This window comes from Mesorhizobium sp. ES1-1 (assembly GCF_020164785.1).
Taxonomy (GTDB): Bacteria; Pseudomonadota; Alphaproteobacteria; order Rhizobiales; family Rhizobiaceae; genus Mesorhizobium.
The window spans coordinates 21622-41095 of record NZ_JAIUGX010000005.1 but is presented as its reverse complement, the minus strand read 5'-3'; the positions used below and the strand labels follow the sequence as shown (position 1 = coordinate 41095).

The following is a 19474-nucleotide window of genomic DNA, read 5'->3' as shown; positions in this document are numbered from 1 at the left end:
GCCTCGACGAGCGCCCTTGATCTTTAGAACTCGAAAACCTCAGCTGTCGAGGAAGCTGCGCAGTTTGCGCGACCGGCTCGGATGCTTGAGCTTGCGCAGCGCCTTGGCTTCGATCTGGCGGATACGTTCGCGGGTGACCGAGAACTGCTGGCCGACCTCTTCCAGCGTGTGGTCGGTGTTCATGCCGATGCCGAAGCGCATCCTGAGCACACGCTCCTCGCGCGGTGTAAGCGAAGCCAGCACGCGCGTGGTCGTCTCGCGCAGATTGGCCTGGATCGCCGCGTCGATCGGCAGGATCGCCATCTTGTCCTCGATGAAGTCGCCCAGGTGCGAATCCTCCTCGTCGCCCACAGGCGTTTCGAGCGAGATCGGCTCCTTGGCGATCTTCAGCACCTTGCGCACTTTCTCCAGCGGCATGGCGAGCTTTTCGGCCAGTTCCTCCGGCGTCGGCTCGCGGCCGATTTCGTGCAGCATCTGCCGCGAGGTGCGCACGATCTTGTTGATCGTCTCGATCATGTGCACCGGGATGCGGATGGTGCGCGCCTGGTCGGCGATCGAACGCGTGATCGCCTGCCGGATCCACCATGTCGCGTAGGTCGAGAACTTGTAACCGCGGCGGTATTCGAATTTGTCCACCGCCTTCATCAGGCCGATATTGCCTTCCTGGATCAGGTCGAGAAACTGCAGGCCGCGATTGGTGTATTTCTTGGCGATGGAGATGACGAGGCGAAGATTGGCCTCAACCATTTCCTTCTTGGCGATCGCGGCTTCGCGCTCGCCCTTCTGCACCTGGTTGACGATCTTGCGGAATTCCAGGATCGAGATCGCGGTTTCGGTGGCCAGATGCTGGATCTCGGCACGCAGGTCGCGAATGGCGTCCTTCTCGTTCTTGGTGAATTCCTTCCAGCCGCGCGAGGTCAGGTTGCCGATCGCCCGTGTCCAGTTCGGGTCGAGTTCGGATCCCTGATATTCCTTCAGGAATTCCTCGCGCCGAACGCCATAGCTCTCGGCCAGCCTCAGCAGCTTGCCTTCGTTCTGCACCAGGCGCTTGTTGATGTCGTAGAGCTGCTCGACCAGCGCCTCGATGCGCGCCGTGTTGAGCGACAGCGACTTCACCGCCTTGATCAGCTGATCCTTCAGTTCCTTCAGCCGGCGGTCCTGGCTGGGCGACAGCGTGCCGGCCGCAGCCAGACGGTTCTCGACCTGCTGGTCCTGCAGCTTGCGCAGTTTCTTGTAGGTGTCGGCGATGACGTCGAGCGTCTCCATCACCTGGGGGCGCAGCTCGGCTTCCATCGCCGCCAGCGACAGGCTGGCTTCGTCCTCGTCTTCCTCGTCGTCATCGACCAGCCCGCGCGTGTCGGCGGCGACATTGGTGATGTCGTCCTCCTCGTCGCGGCCGCGGCGTGGCTTTTCCTCGGCCTTCGGCGCTTCCTCGACGCGCTCGACCACCGGCGCCTGCTTGGCTTCGGGTCCGGCATAGGTCGCTTCAAGATCGATGATCTCGCGCAGCAGGATCTTGGATTCGTTGAGCTCGTCGCGCCAGATGATGATCGCCTGGAAGGTCAGCGGGCTTTCGCAAAGGCCCGCAATCATCGTCTCGCGGCCGGCCTCGATGCGCTTGGCAATGGCGATTTCGCCCTCGCGCGACAGAAGCTCGACCGAGCCCATCTCGCGGAGATACATGCGCACCGGATCGTCGGTGCGGTCGGTCGGCTCTTTCTTGGTGGTCGTGGCGGCAACGGCGGTGCCGGTCTGCTCGGCCAGCTCGTTGGCGTCTTCCTCGGCATCGGCCGCGGTGTCGGTGGCTTCGGGCTCCTCGCCCTGCTCGTCGTCCTCGACAACATTGATGCCCATGTCGGACAGCATTGCCATCGTGTCCTCGATCTGCTCGGAGGTGACTTCCTCCGAGGGCAGCACCGAATTCAGCTCATCCATGGTGACATAGCCGCGCTTCTTGGCGGCCTTGATCATCTTCTTGACAGCATCATCGGAAAGGTCGAGCAGCGGCCCATCGGTGGCGCCTTCGCGTTCGGTCTCGGCCTCTTCCTTTTCCTTAGTCGCCATAATTTTTATCTTCTCCAAGCGGCTGCTATCGAAGCCGCGTAAGCTGTCGGACCAGTCAAACCGGATGGGCTCGCTTATGAAACGCGCTTCACCGGGCCAGTAACCGCATTGACTTTGCCTGGTGCATACCGTTGCCCCAAAACCGGGTTCCACTCTTGGGCGACATGCATTAAGTCCAGATTAACCCTGATATCTGTGGCAGGCATCGTGCCTGTCCAGTGATCAGTTCCTCACATCGCTTGTTTCCCGTCGACGCGGGTTCGGGTTAACGTTTCGAATCGTCCTGATTCCGCCATTCTGCCAGAAGGTCAAGCGCCTCTCGCATGATTCGCATGAAAAAAGCGAATCAATTACCCGACTTAGCCCGCTTCGCGGCGTCCAAAAGCCCGACGACGTCTTGACGCTTTTGCTCGCGTACCGAAGCCTTTGCGCCCTTCCAGGCCGGTAAAGTTCTCCGGCGTTCTTGTGCTTTGCGCATGATCTTCCTGCGCAAACGTTTCGCGTTTCCAATATGCTCAGGCCCGGCCGCCCCTGCCGGAGGACACGCCAAATCCTTCGATCAGCGCTTCCTTTGCCTGCACGTCATCCAACTGGGCCTGGATCTCTACGATATGGCGGAAGACTTCATCCGACGGATCCGCATCCATCGCCGCCTCCGCCTCTTTCAGTTCCTTATGTAAGGTGCGCGCGCTGCGCTGCAAGTGCAGCGCCTGGTTCAGGGCGTCGCGGGCATCGTCAAGGGCGGCATCCTCGAGCGCCGGCCATTGCCGCGCCCGCCTGATCAGCCCGACCGCCCGCTCCCAGATCTCCATGCAGCCGGCGCGCGCTATTGTCGCGATCACGGCCTCCCGGTCATCGGCAGTGTCATGCGCCATCGCGTCGAGGATCGCGGCGTGCAGCCTCCTGAGATCGGAATTGGCGAGGTCGAGGAACTCGACATGGGCGAAATTCTCGTCGATCAGCGCCGGATGGTTGATCAGCGCCACGATGATCGTCGCCTCGCGCACCGACATGCCCTCGCTGCCGCGCTTGACCAGCGCTGAACGGCCGAGGCTTTCGGTGATCGCGGTGCGCCCGCCGCCGGCCTTGGCGAACTGTCCGCCGGGCGCGGCGGCCTTGCCCTGGCCAGGGCGCCAGTCCTGGCGTCCGCCCGGACGGCCTTGCCGCGCGCCGCGCTGCGCACCGAAGAAGCTCAGCACCCGCTCGCGCATTTCCTGTTGATAGTGGTAGCGCAGGCTCTCGTCGCGGATGCGGCTCGTCAATTCCCGCAGCGTCTTTTCGAGTTCCGCCCGCCGCTCGGGCGTGTCGAACACACCGCCGGCCGTCTCGCGCATCCATAACAGGTCGGCCAGCGGCCGCGCCTCGGCCAGGACCAGACGGAAGGCGTCCGGTCCCTCGGCCTTGACCAGATCGTCGGGATCCTTGCCCTCGGGCAGCAGCGCGAAGCGCGCCGAGCGCCCGGCCTGCACCGAAGGCAGCGCCATGTCGGCGGCACGCCACGCAGCCTTCAGTCCGGCCTTGTCTCCGTCGAAGCAAAGCGTCGGCTCGGCCGCCATGCGCCACAACAGTTCGAGCTGGTTTTCGGTGAGCGCGGTGCCGAGCGGCGCAACGACATTCTCGAAACCGGCCTGCGCCAGCGCGATCACGTCCATATAGCCTTCGACCGCGATGACCGTGCCGCCCTTTGCCAGCGCCTTTCTGGCGCGGGCGAAATTGTAGAGCACATTGCCCTTGTGGAAGAGCTCCGTGTCCGGCGAGTTCATGTATTTGGCCAGCGCGTCCGGCGCCAGCGCCCGGCCGCCGAAGGCGATGATCTTGCCGCGCGAATCCGGAATCGGGAACATGATGCGGTCGCGGAACCAGTCGTAGGAAACCGGGATGTCATCGCCATGCCGTACCAGACCGCACGCCTCGATATCGGCCTTCGGCACGCCCCTGGCCGCCAGATGCTCCTTCAGCGCGTTGCGGCTGTCAGGCGCGTAGCCCAGCCGGAACGACTGCTGCGTCGCCGGCGTCAACCCTCGGTCGCGCAGATAGGCGCGCGCCTTTGCCCCCTCAGGCCCCTGCAACCGGTCCTGGAAGAAGGCGGTCGCCATCTCCATGACGTCGGTCAGGCTGGCGCGCTCTTTCTCGCGCCGCTCCTCCTGCGCATCGCGCACCGGCATCGGTACGCCGGCCATGTCGGCGATCTTCTCGACCGCCTCCGGGAAGCTCATTCCGTCGAGTTCGGTAAGGAACTTGAAATGATCGCCCGACACGGAACAGCCGAAGCAATGGTAGCGGCCCTTCTTGTCCTCGCAGTGGAAGGAGGGGCTTTTCTCGCCGTGGAAGGGGCAGCAGGCCCAGTAGTCGCCGCGCGGCGCGTTGGTCTTCTTCCTGTCCCACGCAACGCGCTGGCCGATGACCGATGAAATCGGCACGCGGTCGCGTATCTCGTCGAGGAAGGCGGGTGGAAAGCGCATTGGGCAACTCGTTTGCCACCCATATAATCATGCGCGCCAAATCCGACGACCCCCAATACGGGCCATACCCGGTTTCCACAGGGCAAAAGCAAGGAGGCGGCCATTGCTGGCCGCCTCCCATGTCCGGCGTGTAGCGAAAACTACCGCGCGGCGATCGCACCGAAGATGATGCCGGAGACGATGCTGACCAGCACATAGTCGTTGCCGACGCGGATCCACTCCTGGCCGGGACCCGGGCGACGCAGACCGTAGCGGTGATAGTCGCGGATCGGCTGGTGGCGCTTCCAAGACGAGTACCTCTGGCCATTGCGCCAGTTGCTGCGCTTTACGACGACCTTCTTCTTGATGACGTGTCTCTTGACGTCCCTGTGGGTAGGCTTTTTCCAGTCGACCTGGGTGTAGTCGGAGCGCGGCGCGACCGGGGCATTCACCGGGGCTGCCTGGCCGGTGAGCGACGTGGCGGCGAGCATGGAAAAAGCGAGCGTGGACAGGATGATGCGTTTCATGAAATCTCTCCTTGGTTGTCGATGCGCAACAAATAGCAACCGGCGGATGAACCGAAACTGAACGTCAGCATTACAATTTCGTAATGAAATCCTCCACTTAATTCAAGAATTTGAACATCGTGACAAAGTTCAGCTGAGGGGCTCGCCATGACTCCGATGCCCACCTTGAGAAGACGCGCTTCTGCTGGTTGCTGGATGGTCCGTCGATATCACGACAGCGTCCGTCGCCTGCCGGCGGTCCTTGAAATCGACAAATTATTATTATCCGGCTAAAATGTTCCGATACCCATCCACGACTGTAGCGCCATGATTCGAATCCCCCTCTTCCGCACTGACGGCCGCGCTCTCCGCAGCCGAGCGGCGACCAGCGCTCGGACGCTTCGATGAGCGGCTCCGTCGTCCTCCTGCATCTGGCCGGCGCCGTGGCGCTGATGCTGTTTGCCACACGCATGGTGAAGACCGGCGTCGAACGCGCCTATGGCGACGTTCTGCGCCATCGCCTGCGCGCCACCATGCGCAATCCGGTCATGGCGGTGCTGGCCGGCACCGGGCTTGCCATCGCCTTGCAAAGCTCCACCGCCGTCACGCTTCTGGTCGGCTCCTTCGCCGGTTCAGGCATCGTCTCGGGCGCCGCCGGCCAACTTGCCGTGCGCGGCGCCGAGATCGGCTCGGCCCTGGTGGTCAAGCTGCTGACCTTCGATCTCACCTTGCTGGTGCCGCTCTGCCTGATCACCGGCACGGTGATGTTCATGGCCACCGAGCGGCGCGACTGGCGCCAGACCGGCCGCATCCTGGTCGGCATCGGCCTCTTGATCCTGTCGCTGGAAATGATCGGCCAGGCGTCGGAGCCGTTGCGCAACAGCCAGTTGCTGCCGGTAATCCTGAATTACTTCTCAAGCGATTCCATCACCGCCTATCTTCTGGCCGCCGTCGTCACCTGGCTGTTCCAGTCGAGCATCGCGGCGGTACTGCTGATGGCGACGCTGGCAGGCCGTGGCTTGATCACGCCGGAACTCGGCGTCGTCCTCATCCTCGGCGTCAATCTCGGCTCCTCGATCATCGCACCGATGCTGACGCGCTCGTCGAGCCCCGAAGTGCGCGTCGTGCCGATCGGCAATTTGCTGATGCGCGGTCTCGGCTCCCTGGTCATGCTGATCCTGGTCATGATCGCCAAGCCGAGCTTCGCCTTCCTGGGCACCACGGCGGCGGACCAGATCGTCAACGCCCACATCCTGTTCAACGTGCTGATCCTGCTGGCCGGCCTGCCGTTGGCCAGCCTCGTCTATCGCGCCTCCGAAAGGATCGTGGCGCTCGGCACCAAGCCGGCGCCTGCCGCCTCGCTCGACGTCATCGAGCTCTCCGCGCTCAACGAAAGCGCACTCGACATGCCAAGCCAGGCCTTGGCCAACGCCACGCGCGAAGTGGTGCGGGTCTGCGAAACAGTCGAGATCATGCTCAAGCGCATCATCGAGCTCTACGAAAGCGCCGACGCCGACAAGATCAAGGCGCTGGCGGCGCTCGACGACCGCGTCGACCGCAAGCATGCGGCGATCAAACTTTATCTCGCCAAGCTGACCCGGAACCCGCTGAGCGAGGACGAGGCGCTGCGCTGCCAGGAATTGATCGGCGCCTGCGTCAAGCTGGAGCAGGTCGGCGACATCATCGTTCGCAACATGCTGATGCATGTGAAGAAGAAGTTCGAGCGCGGGCTGGAATTCACCGAAGAGGGCTGGAGCGAGCTGCTCGCCTTCCACGGCTCGGTGCTGGCCAATGCGCGGCTTGCCTTCAACGTCCTGGTGTCACGCGATCCCGAGACCGCGCGCCAGCTTGTGCTCGAGAAGGACCAGTTGCGCGCCCGCGAAAAGGAAACCAGCGCCAGCCATTTCGTGCGCCTGCGCGACGGCACCGCCAGAAGCGTCGAAACCAGTTCGATCCATCTCGACACCATTCGCGACCTCAAGCAGATCAACTCCCTGCTCGCATCGATGGCCTATCCCGTCCTCGAAGAGCGCGGCCTGTTGACCGGTTCCCGGCTGAAGGTCGGCTGAGGCATCGAAGCTGCCAATCTCCTCGACGAAGGGGGAGATTGGCTCGTCACTGCCTCGCACTCCTCCACTCAAGAAAACCTAAACCCGCGTCCAAAATTTCTGGATTGCTCCCCGCATCCATCCGTGGTTTGAGGCCGTTCCCAGCCAAGGCCGTTTCATGTCGCTGCCGCTCATCGCCCTGTTCATTGCTGCCTTCGCCTTCGGCACCACCGAATTCGTCATAGCCGGCGTGCTGCCGCAGGTGGCGCAGGGGCTTGGCGTTTCCGTTCCGACATCGGGCTATCTTGTTTCGGGCTATGCCTGCGGCATCGCCATCGGCGGCCCGCTGCTGACGCTTGCCACCAAATCGCTGTCGCGCAAGACCCTGCTGCTCGGGCTCGCCATCGCCTTCACCATCGGCCAGGCGGCCTGCGCGCTGGCGCCGGATTTCACCTCGATGCTGCTGTTGCGCATTGCCGTGGCGGTTGCGCATGGGGCCTATTTCGGCATCGCCATGGTGGTTGCCGTCGGCCTGGTGCGCCAAGACCAGCGCGGCATGGCGGTGGCGATCATCCTGTCCGGCCTCACCGTCTCCAACGTCATCGGCGTGCCCGCCGGCACCGCGATCGGCACCATCTGGGGCTGGCGTGCCACCTTCTGGGTGATGTGCGGACTGGGCGTGGCGGCAACGCTGGCCATGGCGATCCTGCTGCCGCGCACAACGGGATGTCAGGCAAAGCCCGCCGCCTTCGCCAGCGAGGTCCGCGTGCTGGCGCGCCAGCAGGTGTGGACCTCGCTGATCCTCATGCTGATGCTGATGATCGGCCAGTTCGGCCTGTTCACCTACATCACCCCGACCTTGCTGGAGGTGACCGGGCTGGACGAGGATCTCGTGCCATGGGTGCTGCTGCTCAACGGTGTCGGCGCCACGCTTGGCGTCTTCCTGGGCGGCAGGCTCTCCGACTGGAAGCTGATGCCGTCATTGATCATCATGCTTGCCCTGCAGGCAGCCACACTCGCCGTCATCTATGCCGTCAGCCCCTACCCTGTGCCGATGGTCGCGGCGATCACCGTCTGGGGCGGCCTCAACTTCGCCATCGGCACCCCGATCCAGACCCGCATCCTGTCCTGGACGGCGGATGCCTCCAACCTGGCCTCGTCGTTGATCCCGTCGGGCTTCAATGTCGGCATCGCGCTGGCAGCCTCGCTAGGCGCCGCGATGCTGAATGCCGGCTATGGCTACCGCAGCCTGCCGATGCTGGGCGCCATCGCCATGCTGGTTGCAGTCGTGGTGGCGCTGGCCTCCTATATCTGGGAGGGGCGCGCAAAAGCGACGCCGCCGCAGCCGGCCCTGGCGGAGTAGTCGGCTCTTATCCCTTCGCCTCCTTCAACACATCGATGAAGGCGCGAAGCGCCGGCGGCACCAGCCGGTGGCCTGGATAATAGAGGAACAGGCCGGGAATGGGCGGAGACCAGTCGTCGAGCACCTGAACGAGCTCGCCCCGCTCGAAATACGGCTTCGCGGCTTTGTCCGAGAGATAGGCGATCCCCATGCCGCGGGCGGCCGCCTCGGCCATCAGCTCCATCGTGTCCAGCGTCAGTGCGCCGGGGACATCGATGGCGATCTCCTGGCCATGTCTTTCGAACTCCCATCGATAGAGCTTGCCGCTCGGCAGCCGGAACCGGATGCAGGTGTGAGCCCTCAGATCATCCGGCACCTTCGGAGCCGGTCGACCGGCAAGGTAGGCCGGCGATGCGACGGCAATGAAGCGTGCCGGCCCGCCGAAGCGCACGGCGATCATGTCCCGTGGCACGGCCTCGCCCAGGCGGATGCCGGCGTCGAAGCCTTCGGCGACGATATCGACCAGCCTGCCCTCGGTGACGAGATCGAGCGAGAGCTTCGGGTAGCGCGCCAGAAATGCCGGCACCACGGAGCCGAGCAGCAGCCGGGCGCCGATCTCGCTGGTGTTGATCCGCAGCGTGCCTGACGCGAGGCCGCGAAGATCATCGACCTCGGCCAGGGCCGCATCGATATCCGACAGCAGCGGCTGCAAGCGCGTGACCAGCCGCTCGCCTGCCTCGGTGGGTGCCACGCTGCGCGTCGTGCGGTTGAGCAGGCGCACGCCGATGTCCCGCTCCAGCGTCCGCATCATGTGGCTGAGCGTCGAGGGGGAAAGCCCGAGATCGTCGGCTGCCTTGCGAAAGCTGCGATGCGAGACGATCGCGGTGAGCGCCGTCAACTCCGGGAGTCCGGGCCTGCCATTCATGGGATATCTTCATCAAGTCATGCAAAACTGAACGGATAGTATCATGAATTGGGAAGCGTAGTCTTGGGCGAAGTCAACAATGAAAGGACATATCCCATGACCAGGACATGGTTCATCACCGGCACCTCCTCCGGTTTCGGCAGGCTTCTCACCGAAAGGCTGCTGGCGCGCGGCGACCGTGTCGCCGCCACCGTGCGCAAGCCACAGGCGCTCGCCGATCTGCAGGCATCGCATGGCGATCGCCTGTGGATCACCTCGCTCGAGATGACCGACAGCGACGCGATCCGGGCAGCGATCGACAAGGCCTTTGCCGAGCTTGGCCGCATCGACGTCATCGTCAGCAATGCCGGCTACGGCCTGTTCGGCGCCGCCGAGGAGTTGGGCGAAGACCAGATCCGCGACGTGATCGACACCAACCTCATCGGCTCCATCCAGCTGATCCGGGCAGCCTTGCCGCATCTGAGGCGCCAGGGAGGCGGCCGGATATTACAAGTCTCCTCGGAGGGCGGACAGATGGCCTATCCCGGCTTCAGCCTCTATCACGCCACCAAATGGGGCATCGAAGGCTTCGTGGAATCCGTTCGGCAGGAGGTCGCACCCTTCGGCATCGGCATGACGCTCGTCGAGCCTGGCCCGACATCTACGAACTTCGGCGGCAGCCTGGTCAGTGCCAAGCCCGTCAATGACTATGCGAACACGCCCGTCGGCGACTTGCGCCGGGCTTTCTCCGAGGGCTCTTTCGAGCTCAAGGGCGATCCCGCCAAGATGGTCGAGGCGATGATCGCCTCCGTGGCGCAGGATTCCGCGCCACGACGACTGACCTTTGGCGCGACGGCCTACGCCTCGATCCGCGACGCGCTCCAAGGCAGGCTGGCGGAACTGGAGGCACAAAAGGGCATCGCACTGGCGATGGACATCGACGCCTGATTGGGGGGATCGGCCTCGAGGGATACCTGCGCCTTCAGCGCCGCGATTGCCGCGGCCGCATCCGGCCTCGGCTCGTCGCGCATCGCGCTGTGCGCCGACCACCACGGTCGAGGATAGAGGGACAGCCCGACCCGTCCTTATTTACGGCAAAGCCGCGTTCCATCGCTGGAAACGCGGCCCTGCTTGTGTCCTTGGGAGGACGGAAGTTCTTGGCCGGCGCATGCCGCGCCGGACTGTGCGAACTCAGGCGATGTCGAAGCGGTCGGCGTTCATCACCTTGGTCCAGGCCACTACGAAATCCCTCTTGAATTTCGCCTTCGCGTCCGCTGTCGCGTAGACTTCGGCCAGCGCCCGCAACTGCGAATGCGAGCCGAAGATGAGGTCGGCGCGGGTGCCGGTCCACTTCACGTCGCCGGTCTTGCGGTCGCGGCCTTCGAACACGTCCTTGGCGTCGGAGGTCGCTTTCCACTCCGTGCCCATGTCCAGCAGGTTGAGGAAGAAGTCGTTGCTCAGCGTCCCCGGCTGGTTGGTGAAGACGCCGTGCTTCGACTGCCCGGCATTGACGCCGAGAACGCGCAGGCCACCGACCAGGACCGTCATTTCCGGCGCCGTCAGCGTCAGCAATTGGGCGCGGTCGACCAGCGCCTCCTCGACGGTCAACCGCTGCTTGCCGCTGACATAGTTGCGGAAGCCGTCGACGGTCGGCTCGAGCGGCGCGAAGGAGTGGATATCCGTCTGCGCCTGCGAGGCGTCCATGCGACCCGGCCAGAAGGGAACTTCCACGCTGTGTCCGGCGGCCTTCTCGATGGCCGCATTGCCGCCCAGAACGATCAGGTCGGCCAGCGAGACCTTCTTGTTCCCGGTCTGCGATGCGTTGAAGTCGTTGGCGATCGCTTCCAGTTGCTCGAGCACCTTGGCGAGTTCCGCCGGCTGGTTGACGGCCCAGTCCTTTTGCGGGCTGAGACGGATGCGCGCGCCATTGGCGCCGCCGCGCTTGTCGGAACCGCGGAAGGTCGAGGCCGAAGCCCACGCCGCAGATACAAGCTGCGAGACCGAGAGGCCGGACTCCAGGATCCGGGCCTTGAGCGCCTCGGCGTCCTGCTCGTCGATCAGCACATGGTCTACTGCCGGAATAATGTCCTGCCAGGGCAGTTCTTCCTTGGGCACGAGCGGGCCGAGATAGCGTGCCACCGGCCCCATGTCGCGGTGGGTTAGCTTGTACCAGGCGCGGGCGAAAGCGTCCGCGAACTGGTCCGGGTTCTCGTGGAAGCGCCGCGAGATCGTCTCATAGGAAGGATCGAAGCGCAGGGCCAGATCGCTGGTCAGCATGGAGGGCGCATGGCGCTTGGCCGCATTGTGCGCGTCCGGCACGGTGCCGGCACCGGCGCCGCCCTTCGGCGTCCACTGGTGCGCGCCGGCGGGGCTCTTGGTCAATTCCCAATCGAAACCGAACAGATTGTCGAAAAAGTCGTTGCTCCACTTTGTCGGCGTCGTGGTCCAAGTCACCTCCAGGCCGCTGCTGATCGTATCGCCGCCCTTGCCGCTGCCGAACCTGCTCGCCCAGCCCAGCCCCTGCTGCTCGATGTCGGCGCCTTCCGGTTCCTCCTCCACCAGCGCCGCGTCGCCGGCGCCATGCGTCTTGCCGAATGTATGACCGCCGGCGATGAGCGCGACGGTCTCTTCGTCATTCATAGCCATGCGCCCGAACGTGTCCCTGATATCGCGCGCCGAAGCCAGCGGATCGGGTTTGCCGTTCGGCCCTTCGGGATTGACGTAGATCAGGCCCATCTGCACGGCGCCGAGCGGGCTCTGCAGATCGCGGTCGCCGCTGTAGCGCTCGTCGGCCAGCCACTTGCCTTCCGGACCCCAGTAGATGTCCTGCTCGGGTTCCCAGACATCGGCGCGGCCGCCGGCGAAGCCGAAAGTCTTGAAGCCCATCGATTCCAGCGCGACATTGCCGGTGAGGATCATCAGGTCGGCCCAGGATATCTTGCGGCCGTACTTCTGCTTGATCGGCCACAACAACCGGCGGGCCTTGTCGAGATTGACGTTATCAGGCCAGCTGTTCAGCGGCGCAAAACGCTGCTGACCCGCCCCGGCGCCGCCCCGGCCGTCGGCGATCCGGTAAGTGCCGGCGCTGTGCCACGCCATGCGCACGAACAAGGGCCCGTAATGGCCGAAATCGGCCGGCCACCATTCCTGCGAATCCGTCATCAGCGCGTGTAAATCCTTGATCACGGCATCAAGATCGAGGCTCTTGAATTGCTCGGCATAATCGAACGCCTCGCCCATCGGATCGGACAAGGGCGACTGCTGATGAAGAACCTGGACGTTGACCTGATTGGGCCACCAATCGCGGTTGATCCGACCGACGGCGCTGTGCACGACCGGGCATTTGCCCGTGCTGGGATCATCCGTATGTGCGTCCATGATAGTCTCCGATCGTGGCTGTGTTGAGCGTCGTGCCAACCGCTGCGTGAACAAGGGCTCGATGCCCTTGGATAGGTCCGCTCCATCGCCGGCCGGGCGGTAAGGAGCTCGAATATGCGAATGTCCTGCTGCGGCGAGCGTGCCCTGGACAAAGACGGTCCCAAAACCGTGTCGCATCGCCCGCTCGCACACGTGCGGGGCGTCGTGACACCGGCAGCTCTGGTCTCCCTCAGAGTCCCTATAACAGTACAAACCGATTATTTTAAGTTGGATTTCCTGATTACAGCGATAAGATGACATTATGACAAATCTGACGCTGAAGCAGCTGCGCTATTTCGAGGCGCTGGCGCGGCACAGCCATTTCGGGCGTGCGGCGGATGCGTGCGCGATCTCGCAGCCCGCCATCTCGGTGCAGATCAGGGAATTGGAGGAAACGCTGGGTTCCGAGCTGTTCGAAAGAGGTCCGCGCCAGGTCCGGCTGACAAATTTCGGCGAGGCCTTCGCTCCTCGGGTCCGCGACATCCTGCGCTCCGTGGACGAGCTGACGGATCTGGCGCGCGCCTCCCGCGACCATCTGGTGGGACGGCTGCGCATCGGCGTGATTCCGACGATTGCGCCCTACCTTCTGCCCGCCATCATCGGCAACCTCGCGCGCATTCATGACGGTCTCGATATCCATGTGCGCGAGACGCAGACGCAGAAGCTGATCCAGGAACTGGCCGACGGCCGGCTCGACGCTGCCATCGTCGCCCTGCCGGTGTCGGAACCGTCATTGACGGAAATCATGCTGTTCACCGAGGACTTCGTGCTGGTCCGCCCCGGCGAGGACGAAGGCAAGCCGGTGCCCAACCGCGAAATGCTGCGCGAGATGCGGCTGCTTCTGCTCGAGGAAGGCCATTGTTTTCGCGACCAGGCCCTGTCGTTCTGCAACATGCATTCGGTGCGGCCACGCGAATTGCTGGACGGCAGTTCGCTGTCCACCCTGGTCCAGATGGTCGGCGCCGGCGTTGGCGTCACCTTGATCCCGGAAATGGCCGTGCCCGTCGAGACCCGCTCCGCATCCGTTTCGATAGCCCGCTTCGCCGATCCCCAGCCGTCGCGGACGATCGGCATGATCTGGCGCAAGACGAGCCCGATCGCCAGGCAGCTCCTGCAAATTGCCGATGTGGTTCGCAACTCGGCCGAGACCACGCGCCTGCAGCACAATAAAAAACCGCTCCCCTCGGCCCGCCGCTCCATGGGCGGTCGCTCGGCAGGGTCGGGCAGATCGCCAACCTGAATCAGGCGTTGAACAAGATGTGTGTCGCCGTCCGGCGCGCGACGATTTATGATTGGAATCACAATCGTCCTTCGAAATGAGCACCGGTCCATTGCGGTTGGTATCTGTTCCGCTGGGTGTCGTCGCCACCCTTCTCGTCGCCTTCATGGTGCTGACGGCGTCGGCAAGGTCCTTCGCCGCGCTGCAGCCATCCGGCATACCGGCCTGGCTGCAGGCCCATGTCGGCGACGGCGACGGCCAGATCAGCCAGGTGGTGCTGGAACGGGCGCGCGCGCTGTACCTGAAGAAGGTCGCGCAGGGCGCCGTCAGCAACCCCTGCTACTTTGCCATGGATGCGACTCGCCCCAGCGATTTGGGCAACGGCGTGCTTGGGCGCCGTTACTACGTCATGTGCGAAGCCGACCATTCGTTTCGCGCGATTTCGTCCGGTCACGGCAGCGGACGGAATTTGAAAGGGGTCGTCGATTTCTCAAATGGCAAACGGTGCGCGAAGAACTTCGGCAATGCCATGGATTCGTCCTTGACGGCCGGCGGTGCCTACATCACCCGCGAGGCGAAAACCTCGTTCAAGGGCTTCTATCGCGCAGGCGCAAAAAAGGACGCCGCTTTCCTGCGCACCTTCATCCAGTTCGATGGCGAAGGCGAGGCCGCGAACGCCAGGCCGCGGGTGATCGGCGGCCACGCGGCCCAAGTGCTGCGCGCCACCTGCATGCGCAAGAATCCGAACAGCTCCTACGCCGACCGTGACGGTCTGGTGCCTTTCGGCAAGCTGGTGGACTATGCCGGCGGACGCAGCAATGGCTGCACCAGCTGGTCGCAGGCGGATGCCAGCCAGATCATCGCGATGGTCAAGGGCAACCCGACGACCCTCTATATCTATCCGGAATCGCGCGATATCGCCGCCGTTGCGCAAGCCGCAAAGAACCATTCAGCGTCGGCCCCCTACTGGAATGCATCCTGCTTGAAGGAAATCGGCGCGCCGAAATTCTGGCCGCGCAAGACCCTCGAGCCGATGATCGAACAATACAGGAAGGATCATCCGGCAGCGCCGCCGCAGCCGCTGCCCATGTGCAAGGAATCGTAAAACTACGGCTACTGCAGCAGGCTCTTTACGATGCCGCTCGCCTTGCCGAAATCCATTTGGCCGGCATATTTCTGCTTCAGCGCCGCGATCACCTTGCCCATGTCCTTCTGGCTGGCCGCTCCCGTCGCCGCGATCGCGTCGCGCGCCGCCGCCGTAACAGCCGCATCGTCGAGTTGCGTGGGCAGGAAGGCGCGGATGATCTCCATCTCGCCGCGCTCCTGCGCCGCCAGCTCAGGTCGCTTGCCGTCGTCGAAGGCCTTGGCCGCTTCCTCGCGCTGCTTGACCATCTTGGCCAGGATCTGCAGGATTTCCTCGTCGCTCGCGGGCTCTTTGGCCGAGCCCCGGTTGAGGATATCACGGTCATGGATGGCGGCCTGGATCAGCCGCAAGGTCGGCAGGCGGTGCTTGTCCTGCGCCTTCATCGCGGTCTTCAGGGATTCGGCGATTTTGCCACGCATGATGCTGTCTCCTTCGGTCGGCGCGGACAATAGCGCCGGGCGCAAGCCAAGGCAAACACCGATACTGTCTGGCAAACCGCTGATATTGCTTGATGAAATAAAAGCCGGGGCGGTTTGGCGTCGTCATTGACCAGCCTGCCCCCTTCCCCTATGTACTGGGCCTTGCATGAACTGAAGCTTGACTGCGTGGAAGCCGCGATTTCGCCGCTTCGCGCCGTTTGCCGCGCGGATGGCTCGACGGGCCGCTTGCAGCGCGGCTCGATAGGAGTGCCGCCATGGCCGAGATGACCGCCGCGTCGACCCCCGCTTGGGCAATTGAAAAGCCGACCGCTTTGCTGGTGCTGGCCGACGGCACGGTCATCGAGGGTCGGGGGCTGGGGGCGACGGGCTCCGCCGTCGCCGAGGTCTGCTTCAACACCGCGCTCACCGGCTACCAGGAGATCCTCACCGACCCGTCCTATGCCGGACAGATCGTCACCTTCACCTTCCCGCATATCGGCAATATCGGCACCAATGACGAGGACATCGAAGACCTGAACCCGGTCGCCCGCGCCGGCGCCGTCGGCGCCGTGTTCAAGGCTGATGTGACCAATCCGTCCAACTATCGGGCCGCCGCCGGTCTCGACCAATGGCTGAAGAAGCGCGGCATCGTCGCGCTATCGGGCATCGACACTCGTGCCCTGACAGGGCTGATCCGCGAAAAAGGCATGCCCAATGCCGTCATCGCGCACGCGCCCGATGGCGTCTTCGATATCGACGATTTGAGAAGCCGCGCAGCGGCGTGGTCAGGCCTGATCGGCCTCGACCTCGCCAAGGAAGTCACATCCGGCCAATCCTCGGTCTGGCGCGAGACGCCCTGGGTGTGGAACGAGGGCTTTGGCGAGCAGGATGACCCGACCCTGCACGTGGTTGCCATCGACTACGGCGTCAAGCGCAACATATTGCGGCTGCTCTCGGGCCTCGGCGCCAAGGTCACCGTGGTACCGGCCAGCACCGGCGCCGAGGACATCCTCGCCATGCGGCCCGACGGCATCTTCCTCTCCAACGGCCCCGGCGACCCGGAAGCCACCGGCGACTACGCCGTGCCGGTCATCCAGGACCTGCTCAAGACCGACATCCCGCTGTTCGGCATCTGCCTCGGCCACCAGATGCTGGCGCTGGCGCTCGGCGGCAAAACCGCCAAGATGCACCAGGGCCATCACGGCGCCAACCATCCGGTCAAGGAGCACACCACCGGCAAGGTCGAGATCGTTTCGATGAACCACGGTTTCGCCGTCGATGCCGATTCCCTGCCCGACGGCGTCGAGGAGACCCATGTCTCTCTGTTCGACGGCTCCAATTGCGGCATCGCCCTCACCGGCCGCCCGGTATTCTCGGTCCAGCATCACCCCGAGGCCTCGCCCGGCCCACAGGACTCGCACTACCTGTTCCGCCGCTTCGTCAACCTGATCCGCGAAAAGCGCGGCGAAGATTTGATGGCGGAACGGGCCTGATCGCAGCGAGCTTGATGGTCGACGCCTGAGCAACCTGTGACGCGTCAACCGACTTTCAGTTTCCGCTCGGCGATGAGCCCTTCGACAGTGTCGTGATGGCGGAGAATTTTGACGTCCTGTCCCGGCTCAGGCCACTGGCCGCCCTTCGCTGGCCTCTAGGATAGTGAACCATTGCTGACGATCGAGATCGATCTCCAGCGCCTTCGCCATCAACGCCAACCTTTCCGGCTTCATCGATCCGATTACCGGCACAAGTCGGGCGGGATGGCGCAGCAGCCACGCAATGGCCACCGAGACAAGCTCACCGGAGCCGAGTTCGGCGGCTACCGCCGCGAGCGCCGCACGCACCCGGGCCTCACGCCCTTCCTTGCCGGTGAACAGCGAGCCGCCGCCGAGCGGCGACCAGATCATCGGCGCATAGCCAAGGCGCTGCGCTTGGTCGAGGCTGCCATCGGTGAGCGCCGTCGTCTTCAGCACCGACATCTCGATCTGGTTGGTGGCGATCGCAAACGGCAGCCGCGAGGCCAAAAGTTCGAACTGCGAGGGCGTGAAATTCGAAACGCCAATCGCCCTCACCCTTCCTGATTTGACTAGGTCGGCAAGTGCCGCGGCCGTCTCGTCGGCATCCATCAACGGGTCGGGCCGGTGTAGCAGCAACAGGTCGAGATAGTCCGTGCCGAGATTGGCCAGCGAACGGTCGACCGAGGCGGCGATATGGCCAGCACTGGTGTCGTAGTGCTTCAGCCGGTTTTGCGGTCGGTTGGCGCAGACCAGCATGATGTCGCATTTCGAGACCAGTTCGATCTTCTCCCGCCGGCCTTGCCAGCGGGCCATTCCAGCCCCGAAAGCCGCATGTACCTCACAATTTCCGTAGATGTCGGCATGGTCGAAACTGGTGAGGCCGAGATCAATGGCGCTGGCGATGAGCCACGCGATCTGGTCGGCATCCCGACCGCTATCGCCGTCAAGCAGGCGGCGGGCGCCAAGGACCAGCCGCGATAGCGAAACGTCCTTTGTCAACGCGATGCGGCTGTCGCAGCTCATCCCTGTGCCGCATCCTCGGCGACGCCGCTTGTTACAGTTGCGCGCGCTACCGGCTTCGCCACCTTGGTGACGAAGACGATTAGCGCCAACACCAGGAAGCATGCGCCCACCAAATAGGGTGCGCCTCCGAACGTCACAGGCGCGCTTGGCCCGGTGAACCAGGAGAAGACGGCCGTGTAGAGCAGCGGGGTGATGATCGAGGTGATCGAGAAGATCGAGGTCATGGCTCCCTGGAGTTCGCCCTGCGCCGAAGGCGGCACCTTGGCGGCGGCAAGGCTTCTCAGTGGCGGATCGGCCAGCGCCTCGAGACAGCCGACGACGATCACCGCATAGACCATCCAGCCTTGCGACGCGAAAGCGTAGCCGAAGGCCCCAAGCGCCGTGAAGGCCAGCCCGACGGCAGCCGTCTTCCACTCGCCAAGCCACGGCACCACGCGAGGCAGCACGGTGCCCATGACGATCGCGCCGCACAGGCCGAAGGCGCCCAGCGAAAAACCGATCTGCTGCTCGCTCCAGCCGTAGCGATAGCTGGAGACGAAGGACCAGACTGCCGGATACATCATGTGACCCAGCGTCATCAGGAAGAAGACCAGCCCGATCCAGCCGATGCCTTCATATTGGCGCATCTGCAACAGCGTCCCGACCGGATTGGCGCGTTTCCAGTCGAAGGGACGGCGGTGCTTCTCATCGAGCGTTTCGGGCAGCAGCACCAGGGCGATCAGGAAGTTGAGGAAGGCCAGGCCGGCGGCGAAATAGAACGGGACGCGCGGCCCGAACGTGCCGAGCAGCCCGCCGAGCACCGGTCCGATAACGAAGCCCACGCCGAAGGCCATGCCGAGCAGGCCGAAATTCCTCGCACGGTTCTCGTCGTTGGAAATATCGGCGATGAAGGCGGAAGTCGTCGAATAGCTGGCGCCGGAAATGCCGGCCAGCACCCGCCCGATGAACAGCATGGGATAGGACCATGCGACCGCGCAGATCAGATTGTCTATCGAAAACGTCAGCACCGAGGCGAGCAGGATCGGTCGCCGTCCGAACCGGTCGCTGAGACCGCCCATGATCGGCCCGAAAAAGAACTGCATCGCGGCGTAGACGAAGAACAGCCAGCCGCCCTCGATCGCCGCCCCGCTTATGCTGACGCCGCTCAACTCCTGCAAATAGGCGGGCAGCACCGGCATGATGATGCCGAAGCCGATGATGTCGAGCAGCAGCGTGGTGAAAACCAGCGCGAGGCCCCGCCTGGCGGTCTTGGGGTCGATCATGACGGTCAAGGTCTCCTGCATGCGCCCCGGGGCGAAGGCGGCCGAACCTTATAATCATGCTCGCCTCAAGGAACAATGAGGGAACAGGAGGAACTTGTTATTCCTGCCTATTCCTGACGCATGCGCGCCATCAGGTCGACATCGGAATGCGCGAAGTCGGGTCCGACTCGA

At 63.8% G+C, this 19474-nt stretch carries 14 protein-coding genes; 6 read left to right on the top strand and 8 right to left on the bottom strand.

Annotation, left to right across the window (positions count from 1 at the left end):
- Positions 1–39 precede the first annotated feature (39 nt).
- The 3 genes from rpoD to LB513_RS10305 form a co-directional block, all read right to left on the bottom strand.
- Positions 40–2064, bottom strand: coding sequence for an RNA polymerase sigma factor RpoD (rpoD, locus tag LB513_RS10315; RefSeq protein WP_224663390.1), 2025 nt, complete (start codon positions 2062–2064; stop codon positions 40–42).
- Positions 2065–2579: 515 nt separating this feature from the next.
- Entirely contained in the window at positions 2580–4526 is a 1947-nt protein-coding gene (gene dnaG, locus LB513_RS10310) for a DNA primase (RefSeq protein WP_224663389.1), read from the bottom strand.
- A 140-nt stretch (positions 4527–4666) separates the two neighbouring features.
- Positions 4667–5032 carry an RcnB family protein gene (locus LB513_RS10305; RefSeq protein WP_224663388.1) on the bottom strand — a complete coding sequence of 122 codons (366 nt, stop codon included), beginning with the start codon at positions 5030–5032 and terminating at the stop codon, positions 4667–4669.
- A 383-nt stretch (positions 5033–5415) separates the two neighbouring features.
- On the opposite strand from LB513_RS10305, the gene LB513_RS10300 reads away from it, so the two are divergent.
- Both LB513_RS10300 and LB513_RS10295 read left to right on the top strand, forming a co-directional pair.
- Entirely contained in the window at positions 5416–7080 is a 1665-nt protein-coding gene (locus tag LB513_RS10300; RefSeq protein ID WP_224663387.1) for a Na/Pi cotransporter family protein, read from the top strand.
- Positions 7081–7237: 157 nt separating this feature from the next.
- Positions 7238–8422, top strand: a complete 1185-nt coding sequence (locus LB513_RS10295) for an MFS transporter (RefSeq protein WP_224663386.1) — start codon at positions 7238–7240, stop codon at positions 8420–8422.
- A gap of 7 nt (positions 8423–8429) precedes the next feature.
- On the opposite strand, the gene LB513_RS10290 is transcribed toward LB513_RS10295, so the two are convergent.
- Positions 8430–9326 (bottom strand): LysR family transcriptional regulator, encoded by an 897-nt coding sequence (locus LB513_RS10290; protein ID WP_224663385.1) that lies wholly within the window; start codon positions 9324–9326, stop codon positions 8430–8432.
- A 96-nt stretch (positions 9327–9422) separates the two neighbouring features.
- On the opposite strand from LB513_RS10290, the gene LB513_RS10285 reads away from it, so the two are divergent.
- Positions 9423–10253: an SDR family oxidoreductase gene (locus tag LB513_RS10285; protein WP_224663384.1), complete on the top strand. Its 831-nt coding sequence runs from the start codon at positions 9423–9425 to the stop codon at positions 10251–10253.
- A gap of 243 nt (positions 10254–10496) precedes the next feature.
- Here the strand turns inward: LB513_RS10285 and katG are convergent, their stop codons facing one another.
- Positions 10497–12683 (bottom strand): catalase/peroxidase HPI, encoded by a 2187-nt coding sequence (katG, locus tag LB513_RS10280; protein WP_224663383.1) that lies wholly within the window; start codon positions 12681–12683, stop codon positions 10497–10499.
- Positions 12684–12984: 301 nt separating this feature from the next.
- Here katG and LB513_RS10275 point away from each other — a divergent pair, with 301 nt between their 5' ends.
- Both LB513_RS10275 and LB513_RS10270 read left to right on the top strand, forming a co-directional pair.
- Positions 12985–13962, top strand: a complete 978-nt coding sequence (locus LB513_RS10275; RefSeq protein ID WP_224663382.1) for a hydrogen peroxide-inducible genes activator — start codon at positions 12985–12987, stop codon at positions 13960–13962.
- A gap of 91 nt (positions 13963–14053) precedes the next feature.
- Positions 14054–15046 carry a murein L,D-transpeptidase catalytic domain family protein gene (locus tag LB513_RS10270; RefSeq protein ID WP_224663673.1) on the top strand — a complete coding sequence of 331 codons (993 nt, stop codon included), beginning with the start codon at positions 14054–14056 and terminating at the stop codon, positions 15044–15046.
- A gap of 8 nt (positions 15047–15054) precedes the next feature.
- Here LB513_RS10270 and LB513_RS10265 read toward each other — a convergent pair whose 3' ends face one another.
- Entirely contained in the window at positions 15055–15504 is a 450-nt protein-coding gene (locus tag LB513_RS10265; RefSeq protein WP_224663381.1) for a GatB/YqeY domain-containing protein, read from the bottom strand.
- 275 nt (positions 15505–15779) lie between these two features.
- Here LB513_RS10265 and carA point away from each other — a divergent pair, with 275 nt between their 5' ends.
- The gene (carA, locus tag LB513_RS10260; protein WP_224663380.1) at positions 15780–16997 is read left to right on the top strand and encodes a glutamine-hydrolyzing carbamoyl-phosphate synthase small subunit; all 1218 of its coding nucleotides are present in this window, start codon (positions 15780–15782) and stop codon (positions 16995–16997) included.
- 126 nt (positions 16998–17123) lie between these two features.
- On the opposite strand, the gene LB513_RS10255 is transcribed toward carA, so the two are convergent.
- Both LB513_RS10255 and LB513_RS10250 read right to left on the bottom strand, forming a co-directional pair.
- A complete protein-coding gene (locus LB513_RS10255) occupies positions 17124–18041 on the bottom strand; it encodes an aldo/keto reductase family oxidoreductase (protein ID WP_224663379.1) in 918 nt (305 codons plus the stop codon).
- On the bottom strand, positions 18038–19303 hold the full coding sequence (locus tag LB513_RS10250; RefSeq protein ID WP_224663378.1) for a TCR/Tet family MFS transporter: 1266 nt from the start codon (positions 19301–19303) through the stop codon (positions 18038–18040). The genes LB513_RS10255 and LB513_RS10250 overlap by 4 nt, the downstream gene beginning before the upstream one ends.
- Positions 19304–19474 lie beyond the last annotated feature (171 nt).